Here is a 13,271-nt window from a genome sequence, read left to right on the forward strand (position 1 = left end):
CGGCACCGGGCCGCGGTGGACCGGTCGCGGGGCCCGGAGGGTCCCCGACCGGGACACGGGCAGCGGCTCCACGGCGGCCGGGGACGGCACCGGGCCGCGGTGCGGTCCGGAGGACCGCAGATCAGACGAGCGCGCGGCCGACCGCGACGGCGCGGGTGTCCGGCGCGGCCACGCGCACCGCGTCGGCCGCCCGGTCGTCGGCCGCCTCCTGCGAGCGGCGCTCGGCGTCGACCCGTGCGCGGTAGCTCTCCACCTCGTTGGCGATCCGCCCCTCGTCCCAGCCGAGGACGCCGGCCACCGCGCGGGCCACCGCCTCGGCCGACTCCACCCCCCGGTGCGGCGTCTCGATCGAGATCCGGGTCCGCCGGGCGAGCAGGTCGTCGAGGTGCTGGGCGCCCTCGTGCGCCGCGCCGTAGACCAGCTCGACCAGGAGGTACTCCTCGGCGCCGGGGACCGGGGCCAGCAGCGACGGGTCGTCATCGGCGAGCGAGAGGACCTCCGGCGTGAGGGACCCGTACCGGTTGAGCAGGTGCTCGGCGCGGAAGTGCGGGATGCCCCACCGCTCGGCGAGCCCGTCCAGGGAGTTGCGCATCGCCGCGTAGCCCTCGGCGCCGACCAGCGGGGTGTTGTCGGTGACGCTGGGCGGCACCGGCCGCGTGACGTCGACGGCGACGGCGTCCACCGCGTCGGCGGCCATCGGCCGGTAGGTCGTGTACTTGCCGCCGGCCACCGCGATGACACCGGGCATCGGCCGGGCCACCGCGTGCTCGCGGGACAGCTGGCTGGTCAGCTCGGACTCGCCGGCGAGCAACGGGCGAAGCCCCGCGTAGACCCCGGTGATGTCGTCGTGGGTGAGCTCGACGGTCAGCACCTTGTTGACGTGCTCGAGGATGTAGTCGATGTCGGCCCGCGACGCCGCCGGGTGGGCCTTGTCCAGCGTCCAGTCGGTGTCCGTCGTCCCGACGATCCAGTGGCTGCCCCAGGGGATGACGAACAGCACCGACTTCTCGGTGCGCAGGATCAGCCCGGTCTCGCCGTTGATCCGGTCGCGCGGGACGACGATGTGCACGCCCTTGCTGGCCCGCACGTGGAACCGGCCGCGCCCGCCGACCAGGGTCTGGATGTCGTCGGTCCACACCCCGGTGGCGTTGACCACGACCTCGGCCTTCACGTCGACCTCGCTGCCGGTCTCCACGTCCCGGACGCGGACGCCGGTGACCCGGCCGCCGGCGTGGTGGAAGGCGACGACCTCGGCCGAGTTGAGCACCGTGGCGCCGTAGGCGGCCGCGGTTCGGGCGAGGGTCAGGGTGTGCCTGGCGTCGTCGGCCTGCGCGTCGTAGTAGCGGACCGCGCCGACCAGGGAATCGGGCTTGAGCGCCGGGAACAGCTTGCGCGCGCCGGTGCGGGTGAGGTGCCGCTGCGGGGGGAGGGGGGTCGACAGCGCGCCGATGCGGGCCAGCCCGTCGTAGAGGGTGAGCCCCGCCGTCACGTACGGCCGCTCCCAGTGACGGGTGAGCGGGTAGAGGAACGGCACCGGCTTGACCAGGTGCGGCGCGAGCCGGGTGACACTCAGGTCGCGCTCGTGCAGGGCCTCGCGGACCAGCCCGAAGTCGAAGGACTCCAGGTAGCGCAGCCCACCGTGGAAGAGCTTGGAGGACCGCGACGAGGTGCCGCTGGCAAAGTCGCGGGCCTCGACCAGCGCCGTCCGCAGGCCCCGGGTCGCCGCGTCCAGGGCGACGCCGCTACCGGTCACCCCGCCTCCGACGACGAGGACCTCGAAGGGTCGTTCGGCCAACTCGGCCCAGGCTCGTGCGCGCTGCTCGGGACCGAGTGCGGGGACTACCGGCATGCCGACTCCTCAGGCGGGGACTGCTCACCGTCCACGGTAGGACGGTGCTCAGGACCAGTCGACGCTCGCCGTTCGACAATGTCGGACGGCGAGGGCCTACGCTGACGCGCCGTGCCCGGCACCGTGCAGTCCATCGAGCGTGCCGCCACCTTGCTGCACGCGATCGTCGAGTCCGGCGGTCAGATGGGCGTGACCGAGCTGGCGGCCTCCGTCGGGCTGCCCAAGACCACGACCCACGGGCTGCTGCGCACCCTGCTGGCGGTCGGCTTCGTCGAGCAGGACCACCGCACCGGCCGCTACACCCTCGGAGCCGGCCTGCTGGGACTGGGCTCGCACTACCTGGACGCCAACGAGCTGCGCTCGCGCGCGTCGAACTGGGCCGACTCCCTGGCCGCCCGCAGCGGCTTCGCCGTCCGGCTCGGGACACCGGCGGGCCTGCAGGTCGTCGTCGTCCACCACGTGTTCCGGCCCGACGACTCCCCGCAGGAACTCGAGGTCGGCGCCGTGCTGCCCGCGCACGCCACCGCGGTGGGGAAGGTCCTGCTGGCCTCCCGCCCGGCGCTGGCCCGGGCGCTGGCCGACGCCCCGCTCGAGGCGCTCACCCCGCGCACCGTCGTCGACCCGGCGGTGCTGCTGGCCGAGCTCCACACCGCGCGGGCGCGGGGCTGGGCCGAGCAGCAGGGGGAGTACCGGCTGGGCGTGGGCGGCATCGCCGCACCGGTGCACGGGCCGGGTGGCCTGGTCGTCGGCGCGCTGGGCGTCAGCGGCCCGGTCGAGGAGCTGTTCGCCGACGCCGCGCGGCCGGCGCTGCGGGCCATGGTGGTCGAGGCCGCGGCGGCCGTGTCCCGGGAGCTCTCCCCATGACGGAGCGGTACGTGCTCGCGGTGGACCAGGGCACCACCTCGACCCGGTCGATCGTGTTCGACCGCGCCGGCCGGCTGGTCGCCGTCCGCCAGCGCGAGCACCGCCAGCACTTCCCCCGCCCCGGCTGGGTCGAGCACGACCCGGAGGAGATCTGGGCGAACACGCAGCTCACCGCCGCCCAGGCGCTGCGCGACGTCGCCGGCCGGCCCGGGCAGGTGGTGGCCCTGGGCATCGCGAACCAGCGCGAGACGACGGTGGTCTGGGAGCGCGCCACCGGGCGGCCGCTGGTGCGGGCGCTGGTCTGGCAGGACACCCGCACCGGGCCGCTCGTGGAGGAGCTGGCCGCCCGCCCCGAGGCCGCGCTGGTCCGTGAGCGCACCGGGCTGGAGCTGGCCGGGTACTTCGCCGGGCCACGGCTGCGCTGGGTGCTCGACAGCGTCCCGGGTGCACGGGCGCGGGCCGAACGCGGCGAGCTGCTGTTCGGCACGATGGAGAGCTGGCTGGTCTGGAACCTCACCGGCGGGCCGGACGGCGGGGTGCACGTCACCGACGTGACCAACGCCAGCCGGACCCTGCTCATGGACGTGCGCCGCTGCTCCTGGGACCCCGAACTGCTCGACCTCTTCGGCGTCCCCGCTGCGATGCTCCCCGAGATCCGCCCCTCGGTCGGCGTGCTCGGCACCGCGACCGCACTGCCGGTGCCGCTGCCCATCGGCGGTGCGCTCGGCGACCAGCAGGCGGCGCTGTTCGGGCAGACCTGCTTCGCCCCCGGCGAGGCCAAGTGCACCTACGGCACCGGCAGCTTCCTGCTGCAGAACACGGGGGAGGACCTCGTCCGTTCCCGCCACGGGCTGATCAGCACGGTGGCCTACCAGCTGGCGGGGGAGCCGGTGCACTACGCGCTGGAGGGCTCGATCGCCGTCACCGGCGCCCTGGTGCAGTGGTTGCGGGACAGCCTCGGGCTGATCGGCTCGGCGGCCGAGGTGGAGACCCTCGCCCGCAGCGTCTCGGACAACGGCGGGTGCTACATCGTCCCGGCGTTCTCCGGCCTGCTCGCCCCGCACTGGGCGGGCCGGGCCCGCGGCCTGGTCGCCGGCCTGACCTCCTACGTCACCAAGGGGCACCTGGCCCGGGCGGTGCTGGAGGCGACCGGCTGGCAGACGCGGGACGTCGTCCGGGCCATGGACGCCGACTCGGGGCTGCCGCTCACCGCGCTGCGGGTCGACGGCGGGATGACCACCAACAACCTGCTGATGCAGTTCCTGGCCGACGTGCTCGACAGCCCGGTGGTGCGCCCGATGGTGGGGGAGACGGTGTCCCTCGGCGCGGCCTACGCGGCCGGGCTCGCCGTGGGGGTGTGGTCGGACACCTGGGCGCTGCGGCGCAACTGGCACCGCTCGGCGCAGTGGGTCCCCGACCCGAAGCGGGTGGCCGCGCTCGACGCCGCGTACCCGGAGTGGGAGCGCGCCGTGCAGCTGAGCATCGCCTGGGGCGAACGTCCCTGACGCGAGATCGCGCTGTGCGACATCGTCGTACAGAACCCGTTGTCCGCCTCCCACCTGTGTGAATAGCGTCACCCGCCCCGGCCGTCGTCCGGGGCGGTGCCGGTCGGGCGCCGCTCCGGGGCCCCCGCATCACCGGCGATGAGGAGCACCGCATGAGCCTGTGGACAGTGTTCGGCAGCGAGGTCGTCGGGACCGGCGTCCTGATACTCCTCGGCGTCGGCGTCGTCGCGAACGTCGTCCTCCCCGGGACGTACGGCAACGGGGCGAACTGGCTGCTCATCAACTTCGGCTGGGGCATCGGGGTCTTCGCCGGGGTCTACGCCGGCGCGAGCTCCGGGGCGCACATCAACCCGGCGGTCACCCTGGGCCTCGCGGTGAGCGGCGCGGACGAGTACGCGCCCGGCGTGCCGATCACCCTGGCGTCGTCACTGGTCTACGTCGTCGCCCAGCTGATCGGCGCCTTCCTCGGCGCCGTGGTGGCGTGGCTGGCCTACCGGCGGCACTACGACGCGGCGACCGAGCCGGTGCTCGGGACCTTCTCCACGGGCCCGGCCATCAAGGCCCCCGCCTGGAACGTGATCACCGAGGTCATCGGCACCTTCGTCCTCGTCTACATCATCCTGCGCTTCGGCGACACGCCCGGCGAGCTCGGCCCGCTGGCGGTGACCCTGCTCGTCGTCGGCATCGGCGCCTCCCTCGGCGGGCCGACCGGCTACGCCATCAACCCCGCCCGCGACCTGGGCCCGCGCATCGCGCACGCCGTGCTGCCGATCCGCAGCAAGGGGGACAGCAACTGGGGCTACGCCTGGGTGCCGATCGTCGGCCCGCTGATCGGCGCCGTCCTGGGCGGCCTGCTGTCCCGCGTCCCCCTCTGACCCCAGCTCCCCGAACCCCACCGCGACGAAGCGAGAGGAATCACCCGTGAGCCAGTACGTGGCAGCCATCGACCAGGGGACCACGAGCACGCGCTGCATGATCTTCGACCACGACGGGGCCGTGGTCTCGGTCGGGCAGAAGGAACACCAGCAGATCTTCCCGCGCGCCGGGTGGGTCGAGCACGACGCCGACGAGATCTGGACCAACACCCGCGAGGTCGTGGGCCAGGCGCTCGCCCGGGGCAACGTCGGGCACTCGGACGTGGTCGCCATCGGCATCACCAACCAGCGCGAGACCACCGTCGTGTGGGACCGGAACACCGGCCGGCCGGTCTACAACGCGATCGTCTGGCAGGACACCCGCACCACGGCGATCGTCGAGCAGCTCGGCGCCCTCGGCGGCGGCGCCGACCGGTACAAGGACAAGGTCGGCCTGCCGCTGGCGACCTACTTCGCCGGGCCCAAGGTGCGCTGGATCCTCGACAACGTCGACGGCGCCCGGGAGCGGGCCGAGCGCGGTGACCTCCTGATGGGGACCATCGACTCCTGGCTGATCTGGAACATGACCGGCGGGGCCGACGGCGGGCTGCACCTCACCGACGTCTCCAACGCCTCGCGCACGATGCTCATGGACTACCGGTCGCTGGCCTGGGACGCCGACATCGCCGAGGAGATGGGCATCCCGACGTCGATGCTCCCGGAGATCCGATCGAACTCCGAGGAGTACGGCCGCGGCCGCCAGGCCGGCTTCCTCGCCGGGGTGCCGATCGCCGGCTCGCTCGGCGACCAGCAGGCGGCGACGTTCGGCCAGGTCTGCTTCACCAAGGGCATGGCCAAGAACACCTACGGCACCGGCAACTTCATGCTGCTCAACACCGGCGAGGAGGCAGTCCCGTCGCAGAACGGCCTGCTCACGACGCTGTGCTACCAGCTCGGTGACGGCAAGCCGGTGTACGCCCTGGAGGGCTCGATCGCCGTCACGGGGTCGCTGGTGCAGTGGGTCCGGGACAACCTCGGGATGATCAAGAGCGCGCCGGAGATCGAGGACCAGGCCCGCTCGGTCGAGGACAACGGCGGCGCGTACTTCGTCCCCGCCTTCTCGGGGCTCTTCGCGCCGCACTGGCGCTCGGACGCCCGCGGCGCCATCGTCGGGCTCACCCGCTACGTCAACAAGGGGCACCTGGCCCGGGCGGTGCTCGAGGCGACGGCGTACCAGACCCGTGAGGTGCTGGACGCCATGAACGCCGACTCCGGGGTCGACCTCACCGAGCTGCGGGTGGACGGCGGGATGGTCGGCAACGAGCTGCTCATGCAGTTCCAGGCCGACATCCTCGACGTCCCGGTGATCCGGCCGCAGATCGCCGAGACGACGGCGCTGGGCGCGGCCTACGCCGCCGGGCTCGCCGTCGGCTTCTGGTCCGACCTCGACGAGCTGACCGCCAAGTGGGCCGAGGACAAGCGCTGGGAGCCGCAGATGCCGGCCGAGGAGCGGGAGCGCAACTACCGCAACTGGCAGAAGGCGGTCACCAAGAGCCTCGACTGGGTCGACGAGGACGTGCGCTGACACTGCCGTCCTACCGGACGGCACCGCGGCCCGGTGCCGTGCCCCTGCGGCACTGAGCCGTACCCCGGGTTCCCGGCGGAGAGCCTCCGGCCCTCGCGCCGGGAACCCGGATTCACCCCCCGAGAGCCGCGGTGACCACCGCCTTGGCCTCCTCCTGCACCTGCGCCAGGTGGTCGGGGCCCTGGAATGATTCCGCGTAGACCTTGTAGACGTCCTCGGTGCCCGACGGGCGGGCGGCGAACCAGGCGTTCTCCGTGGTGACCTTCAGCCCGCCGATGGCCGCGTCGTTGCCCGGCGCGCGCGTCAGCTTGGCGGTGATCGGCTCGCCGGCCAGCTCGGTCGCCGTCACGTCCTCCGGGGAGAGCTTCCCCAGCGCCGCCTTCTGCTCGCGCGTGGCCGGCGCGTCGACGCGGGCGTAGGCCGACTCCCCGTACCGGGCGGTCAGCTCGGCGTGCAGCTGGGACGGCGAACTGCCGGTGACCGCCTGGATCTCGCTCGCCAGCAGGGCGAGCAGGATGCCGTCCTTGTCCGTCGTCCACACGCCGCCGTCCCGCCGGAGGAACGAGGCACCCGCGGACTCCTCGCCGCCGAAGCCGACCGACCCGTCGAGCAGGCCGGGGACGAACCACTTGAAGCCGACCGGTACCTCGACCAGCCGCCGGCCCAGACCCTCGACCACCCGGTCGACGAGCGAGGACGACACCAGCGTCTTGCCGACGGCGACCTCGGCACCCCACTGCGGCCGGTGGGCGAACAGGTAGGAGATCGCGACGGCGAGGAAGTGGTTGGGGTTCATCAGCCCGCCGTCGGGGGTCACGATGCCGTGCCGGTCGGCATCGGCGTCGTTGCCGGTGGCGATCTGGAACTGCTCCCGCTTGCCGATGAGCGAGGCCATGGCGCTGGGGGAGGAGCAGTCCATGCGGATCTTGCCGTCCCAGTCCAGCGTCATGAACCGCCAGGTGGGGTCGACCAGCGGGTTGACGACGGTGAGGTCGAGCCGGTGCCGCTCGGCGATCGCCGCCCAGTAGTCCACGCTGGCGCCGCCGAGCGGGTCGGCACCGATGCGGACGCCGGTCCCCCGGACCGCGTCGAGGTCGAGCACCGAGGGCAGGTCGTCGACGTAGTCGCCGAGGAAGTCGTGCGCCTGCGCCGCCGCCCGGGCCCGGGCCAACGGCACCCGCCGCACGCCCTTGAGCCCGTCCTGCAGCAGCTCGTTGGCGCGGGCCGCGATCACCTTCGTGGCGTCGGTGTCGGCCGGGCCGCCGTTGGGCGGGTTGTACTTGAAGCCGCCGTCACGGGGCGGGTTGTGCGACGGGGTGACGACGATGCCGTCGGCCAGGCCCGAGCTCTTGCCGCGGTTGGCCCGCAGGATGGCGTGGCTGACCGCCGGCGTGGGCGTGTAGCGGTCAGCGGCGTCGACCAGCACGGGGACGTCGTTGGCCACCAGCACCTCCAGGGCCGAGGCCCAGGCCGGCTCGGACAGCGCGTGGGTGTCCCGGCCGATGAACAGCGGGCCGTCGTAGCCCTGTGCCGCGCGGTACTCGCAGATGGCCTGCGTGGTGGCGACGATGTGCGCCTCGTTGAACGCCCGGTCGAACGCCGACCCGCGGTGCCCGGACGTGCCGAACGCGACCTGCTGGGCCGGGTCGGCCGGGTCCGGCTCGAGCGTGTAGTACGCGGTGACCAGCGAAGCGACGTCGACCAGGTCGCTGGGTGCAGCCGGCTGTCCGGCACGGGGGTCGGTCATGCGCCGATCCTGGCCCTGCACCCACCGCCCCCGCGACCCCGGCCGACGCCAACCGGTCGGGCGGGTCGGCGGTCAGACGGAAGCGGCGAGACCGAAGGCGATGAACAGGGCGAGGAACCCCACGCCGATCCAGCCGAGCACGATGCCGGCGGTCGCCATGCCGCCGCCGGCATCGCCTCGCTCACGGATCTGGCTCTGCGCCACGTAGCCGAAGACCAGCGCCAGGATGCTGCCGAACCAGTACAGCCAGAGGATGCCCAGCACCATCGAGGCGATGGCGAACCCGTTGGTGGTCCGCGGCGGCGCGTACGGGTAGCCGCCGTAGGGCTGGCCGTACGGGCCGGGCCCGGTCCCGGGCGGGGGCGGTGGCCCCTGGTGTCCGCCAACCGACGCGTGGCCGCCGTACGGCAGCTGCTGCTGACCCCAGGCAGCCGGGCCCGGCGTGCCGTACGGGTAGCCGGCACCGGACTGGTGCGGACCGGGGTGTGTCATCTGCTCGCTCCTGGTGACTGCGTGCCCGCGGGGACGTCGATCGTCCGGCGTTCCCACATGCTGCCGGGCGCCGACCTGCACCGGGGCTCGGCGCGCGGGCCCGCCACCCCGACTGGGGAGACCCTGGTGGAGGAGCCCTACGCCGGGTCGGCTGCGCGCGTCCCCTCCGGAGCGGCGGCCACCGCCTCGAACTCGGCCAGCGCAGCGGTGAGGTCGTCCGCGATCTCGCGCGCTGTGACCTCGGGCGCCGGGAGGTCGTCGACGTCCTCCGGCGAGGCGACCTGGAGTCAGGTGGTGTCGAGGTTGGCCTTGTCCCGCGCGACGAGATCGTCGTAGCCGAACGACCGGAACCGCTCGCTCCGCACCCGCTCGGACCGGGGGCGGCCGGGCCTGGACGACTCGACGAACTCGTCCCGGTGGCTACGTCGCTCCACAGCTTGTCGACCAGCCGCCGTGCCTCGGTCACCGATCTCCTCGCGGTCCAGAGCGTTCGTGCGTCGACGCTCCCACGGCTACGACGCCGCCCCGCTCAGTAACGGGCGCCTGCGCGTCTCGGGTCGGCCTCCTGGAGGTGCGCCGACGACACTCGTGAAGCTCGCGCCGATCTGCCGCGATGCCGGTCCTGACCTGCGGTTCTGGCGGTCTCGACCATCACCTGGCGCTCCGGGCGAGGAACCCGGCGTCGGCTCCTGCCCCCGGTTCGACGGTCCCGGCGAGGCGCGTCCAGCAGGCCGCACGCGTGCGTCGCCGCCACGGTGGTGGTGCCCGGTTCCGGGCCGGAACCGTCGAATGCGACCGAGCTCCCCGCCGTCAGCGCTCGACGCGCTCCAGGAACCGCCGGACCGTCTCGAGGAACACCTCCGGCTGCTCGGAGTGCACCCAGTGGCCGGCGTTCTTCACCCGCACCAGCCGGGTGTTCGGGCAGAGCTCCTCCATCCGCGCGCGGTCCTCGGGCAGCACGTAGTGCGAGTTCGCGCCGGCGATCCACAGCACCGGCCCGTCGTAGCGGGCGCCCGGCGGTGGCTCGGGGAAACCGCGCAGCTCGCCGAGGTCGCGCTCGAGCAGCTCGAGGTTGAGCCGCCAGCGCCAGCCACCGTCGGCCCCGGCTCCCTCGCGGACCAGGCTCTGCAGCAGGAACGAGCGGACCATCGTGCTCGGGACGGCGGCCTGCAGCGCGGCGTCGGCGTCCTCCCGGGTCTTGAGCCGGTCGAGGTCCAGGGCGCGCATGGCCGCGATGAAGGCGGCGAACGGCGAGGCCTCCTCGTCCGGGTCGTCGGTGCGGCCGCCGGACAACGGGTACTCGACCGGGGCGATGTCCACGACGACCAGCGCGCGCAGCAGTTCCGGGTGCCGCAGCGCCAGCTGCAGCGACACCTTGCCGCCCATCGAGTGCCCCACCAGGGTCACCGGCTCCCCGAAGGAGCCCAGCTCGGCGGCGACCAGCTCGGCCATGTCGACGTAGTCGACCCGGTCCGTCCACGGCGAGTGCCCGTGGTTGGGCAGGTCGAGGAGGGTGACCCGGTGGTCCCCGGCGAGACCCCTGGCGATCGTCGTCCAGTTCTTGCCCTGGCCGAAGAGCCCGTGCACGAAGACCACCCGCGGCCCGGAGGAGCCCAGCGTCCGGGCGTGCAGCCGCTCCTGGGAGTTCGTCGCCATCCGGCGATTCCACCAGATCCCGTCGTCCCGCCGACCTACCGTCGTCGGCCGACGCAGAGGAGGACGCCCGTGCCCGGACGGCGCCGCCGGACAGCCCGGTCGACGAGCCAGACCCGCTCGACCAGCACCACCCGCACCACGACGGCCCGCCGCACGGCGCCGGTCCGTCGCACCGCGAAACCTGCCCCCGAGCGCCCGGTCGCCGGCCCGGGGGAGCGGGTCTGGGTGCTCGCCGTCCCGTTCCGCGCCCCGGCGCCGGGTGCGCAGTGGCGGCCGGACCTGCAGGCGCACGTGTGGGTCGGCCGGGAGCTGCCCCCGGAGCTGGCCCCCTACGACCCGGCGCCGTACACCTTCGAGCGCTTCCTGGAGGACGAGCTCAACGACTCCCCGCGGGCGGTGCGCCCGGGTCGGCCGCTGGTCCCGCGCGAGGAGCAGGCCACCGGCGCGGAGGCCGTCGTCGCCTCCGCGCAGGCCGGGCACCGGGTCTTCCTGCTCGGCGACGACCCGGGCGTGGGCAAGACGGGGACCGCCGTCCTGGCCGCCCGGGAGATCTGCGAGCTGCGGGGCGGCGACCGCGTGCTGGTCGTCGCCGACCGCCCGGCGGCCATCACCATCCCGCACTGGACCCGCTCGATCGCGGGCTTCGGCGACGGCGGGCTGCGCTGGTGCGTCACCACCTGGGACCGGCTGGCGAAGGTCGCGAAGCTCTCGTTCGACGTCGTCATCGCCGACGAGGCGCACATGGTCCGGCACACCACGACCCAGCGCTGGAAGCACTGGAAGGCGGTCTCCGGCGGCAGCCGCGCGAAGGACGTGCCCTTCGTCATCGCCGCCACCGCCACTCCGGCGCACACCCCCCTGGAGCTGCCCTACCTCGCACCGCAGTTCGCCCAGCGGCACGGCGAGCCGCTGCGCGCCTGGGCGGACCTCCCGGCGAAGCTCGCCCAGCACGGGTTCCACGTGGAACGGGGCCGCTACGGCTGGGCGTGGACCGAGGACGCCGACGAGCGCCGCGCCGACCTGGCGCGGCTGCAGGGCTGGCTGGCCGCCGGCGACCCGCCCGCGGCGCTGCACCGGCCGGCCCCGTGGGGACCGGTGTCGGTCACCGGGACGCCGGTCGCGCTGACCCCGGCCGAGCAGGCCGCCTACGAGTCGGGGTGGCAGGAGTTCCGCGCCGAGATGCAGCTGGCCCGCAAGGCGCGACAGACCGCCCGCGGACGGGCCGCACTGCTGCGGTTCCGGCAGAAGGCCGGGCTGATCCGGGTCCAGGCCACCGTCGACTGGGTGCGGGCCCAGGTCGAGGCCGAGCGGCAGGTCGCGGTGTCGGTGGAGTTCGTCGAGACGGCGGCCGACCCGATCCGCGAGGCCCTGCAGGACGCCGGGATCGCGGTGGCCTGCATCTACGGCGGTGCGGGATCAAATAGGGACCGCTTCGACGTCGAGGCGGAGCGGCTGCGCTTCCAGACCGGCGCAGCGCCGGTGTGCGTCTTCACCGTCACCGCCTCGATCAGCCTGCACGCCGGCGAGCTGCTCCCCGGCGGAGCGGCGGCCGCCACGACGCCGCGGGTCGGGCTGTTCCACCAGCCGCGCTTCTCCGGCATCCAGGCCCGCCAGGTCACCGGCCGCACCCACCGCGACGGCCAGGTCTCCCCGTGGCGGGTCGCCTTCGCCGAGGACACGGTGGAGGAGCAGGTGGCCCGGGTGATGGTGGAGCGGCTGGCCGTCAGCGGTTCCACCGCCGGGGCGGACACCTCCGCCCTGCGGGAGATCGCCGAGCTGCTCGACGCCGACTGGCTGCCGCCGGTCGCGCTCACCGAGTGAGGGCCACCTCAGCCGAGCCCCGCCTCGCGTTGCCCCCTCGCCCGCCGAGTTGATCATGGGGTCGATGCTCGAGGGCGCGCCGTCGACTGCGCGTCCGCCTGCAACAACCCCATGATCAACCGGAGGAGGCGCTCGCTCCCGGCAGGTGGCCGCACCACCACCTCAGCCGAGCCCCGCGGCGATGCTGGCCACACCGGCCAGCGCCGACAGCGCCAGCCCGGCCGCGCGGAACCGGCGGACGTCGAGCAGGTGGAACAGCCGGCGGCCCGCCACGTGGCCGACGACCGCCGCCGCCAGCAGCACCAGCACCACCTCCGGGCGGAAGGCCTGCGCGAGCCGCCCCGACGCGGTGAGCACCGCCGCGCCGAGCAGGTTGAGGGCGAGGAACAGCGCCGCGAGGGTGTCCCGCATCTCCGCCGGGGGCACCTGCCGCCGCTCGAGCCAGAGCACCAGCGGTGGCCCGTTGGTGCTGGTCGTGGTGGTGAGGATGCCGGCGAGGAGCCCCACGCCCAGCGTGGCCCACCGTGACGGCTCCTTCCCGCCGGGGGCCGGGCGCCGCAGGACCTGCAGCCCCACGGCCGCGAGCACGCCCACGCCCACCGCGAGCTGCAGCGCCGGCTTGCTGACCACGGCGAGCACCAGCACGCCGGCCAGGACCCCGGGGACGGCGGCGAGGGTCACCACGCGCACGTCGGCCCACCGGACGGCCGGCCGCGACCCGCGGCGCACCAGGAGCAGGAGCAGGGTCGTGGCCGTGGCGAGCACGATCAGCGTGGTCACCGCCTCGGTGGGGGCGAGGACGGCCACGAGGGCGGGGCCGGCGATGAGCGCGAGGCCGAACCCGGCGGCGGCCTGCACCGTCGCGCCCACCAGGACGGCGAGGCACGCGAGCAGCACG

11 protein-coding genes are annotated in these 13,271 nt (G+C 74.2%); 5 read left to right on the forward strand and 6 right to left on the reverse strand.

What is annotated here, in order from left to right; genetic code table 11:
* Nucleotides 1-121: 121 nt before the first annotated feature.
* On the reverse strand, nucleotides 122-1,849 hold the full coding sequence (locus tag ACWIX3_RS03805; protein WP_448610754.1) for a glycerol-3-phosphate dehydrogenase/oxidase: 1,728 nt from the start codon (nucleotides 1,847-1,849) through the stop codon (nucleotides 122-124).
* 111 nt (nucleotides 1,850-1,960) lie between these two features.
* Here ACWIX3_RS03805 and ACWIX3_RS03810 point away from each other — a divergent pair, with 111 nt between their 5' ends.
* The 4 genes from ACWIX3_RS03810 to glpK (ACWIX3_RS03825) all read left to right on the forward strand — a co-directional run bounded on the left by ACWIX3_RS03810 (nucleotide 1,961) and on the right by glpK (ACWIX3_RS03825) (nucleotide 6,657).
* Nucleotides 1,961-2,713: an IclR family transcriptional regulator gene (locus ACWIX3_RS03810; protein ID WP_448610755.1), complete on the forward strand. Its 753-nt coding sequence runs from the start codon at nucleotides 1,961-1,963 to the stop codon at nucleotides 2,711-2,713.
* The gene (gene glpK / locus ACWIX3_RS03815; protein WP_448610756.1) at nucleotides 2,710-4,218 is read left to right on the forward strand and encodes a glycerol kinase GlpK; all 1,509 of its coding nucleotides are present in this window, start codon (nucleotides 2,710-2,712) and stop codon (nucleotides 4,216-4,218) included. The genes ACWIX3_RS03810 and glpK (ACWIX3_RS03815) overlap by 4 nt, the downstream gene beginning before the upstream one ends.
* A gap of 152 nt (nucleotides 4,219-4,370) precedes the next feature.
* Nucleotides 4,371-5,093 carry an MIP/aquaporin family protein gene (locus ACWIX3_RS03820; protein ID WP_448610757.1) on the forward strand — a complete coding sequence of 241 codons (723 nt, stop codon included), beginning with the start codon at nucleotides 4,371-4,373 and terminating at the stop codon, nucleotides 5,091-5,093.
* Nucleotides 5,094-5,139: 46 nt separating this feature from the next.
* The gene (glpK, locus tag ACWIX3_RS03825; protein WP_448610758.1) at nucleotides 5,140-6,657 is read left to right on the forward strand and encodes a glycerol kinase GlpK; all 1,518 of its coding nucleotides are present in this window, start codon (nucleotides 5,140-5,142) and stop codon (nucleotides 6,655-6,657) included.
* Nucleotides 6,658-6,769: 112 nt separating this feature from the next.
* Here the strand turns inward: glpK (ACWIX3_RS03825) and pgm are convergent, their stop codons facing one another.
* The 4 genes from pgm to ACWIX3_RS03845 form a co-directional block, all read right to left on the reverse strand.
* Nucleotides 6,770-8,404: a phosphoglucomutase (alpha-D-glucose-1,6-bisphosphate-dependent) gene (pgm, locus tag ACWIX3_RS03830; protein WP_448610759.1), complete on the reverse strand. Its 1,635-nt coding sequence runs from the start codon at nucleotides 8,402-8,404 to the stop codon at nucleotides 6,770-6,772.
* Between the two features lie 72 nt (nucleotides 8,405-8,476).
* Nucleotides 8,477-8,896 carry a DUF4190 domain-containing protein gene (locus ACWIX3_RS03835; protein ID WP_448610760.1) on the reverse strand — a complete coding sequence of 140 codons (420 nt, stop codon included), beginning with the start codon at nucleotides 8,894-8,896 and terminating at the stop codon, nucleotides 8,477-8,479.
* 287 nt (nucleotides 8,897-9,183) lie between these two features.
* Entirely contained in the window at nucleotides 9,184-9,330 is a 147-nt protein-coding gene (locus tag ACWIX3_RS03840) for a hypothetical protein (protein ID WP_448610761.1), read from the reverse strand.
* 376 nt (nucleotides 9,331-9,706) lie between these two features.
* On the reverse strand, nucleotides 9,707-10,552 hold the full coding sequence (locus ACWIX3_RS03845) for an alpha/beta fold hydrolase (RefSeq protein ID WP_448610762.1): 846 nt from the start codon (nucleotides 10,550-10,552) through the stop codon (nucleotides 9,707-9,709).
* 69 nt (nucleotides 10,553-10,621) lie between these two features.
* On the opposite strand from ACWIX3_RS03845, the gene ACWIX3_RS03850 reads away from it, so the two are divergent.
* On the forward strand, nucleotides 10,622-12,373 hold the full coding sequence (locus ACWIX3_RS03850) for a helicase (protein WP_448610763.1): 1,752 nt from the start codon (nucleotides 10,622-10,624) through the stop codon (nucleotides 12,371-12,373).
* Between the two features lie 162 nt (nucleotides 12,374-12,535).
* Here ACWIX3_RS03850 and ACWIX3_RS03855 read toward each other — a convergent pair whose 3' ends face one another.
* A complete protein-coding gene (locus tag ACWIX3_RS03855) occupies nucleotides 12,536-13,270 on the reverse strand; it encodes a TSUP family transporter (protein ID WP_448610764.1) in 735 nt (244 codons plus the stop codon).
* Nucleotide 13,271: the final 1 nt, after the last annotated feature.

The organism is Geodermatophilus sp. URMC 60 (assembly GCF_053502585.1).

Excerpts from the sequence above, each read along its gene's own strand:
- ACWIX3_RS03805 (WP_448610754.1), bottom strand. The coding sequence starts at position 1,849 with ATGCCGGTAGTCCCCGCACTCGGTCCCGAGCAGCGCGCACGAGCCTGG.
- glpK (WP_448610756.1), top strand. The coding sequence starts at position 2,710 with ATGACGGAGCGGTACGTGCTCGCGGTGGACCAGGGCACCACCTCGACC.
- ACWIX3_RS03820 (WP_448610757.1), top strand. The coding sequence starts at position 4,371 with ATGAGCCTGTGGACAGTGTTCGGCAGCGAGGTCGTCGGGACCGGCGTC.
- pgm (WP_448610759.1), bottom strand. The coding sequence starts at position 8,404 with ATGACCGACCCCCGTGCCGGACAGCCGGCTGCACCCAGCGACCTGGTC.
- ACWIX3_RS03835 (WP_448610760.1), bottom strand. The coding sequence starts at position 8,896 with ATGACACACCCCGGTCCGCACCAGTCCGGTGCCGGCTACCCGTACGGC.
- ACWIX3_RS03845 (WP_448610762.1), bottom strand. The coding sequence starts at position 10,552 with ATGGCGACGAACTCCCAGGAGCGGCTGCACGCCCGGACGCTGGGCTCC.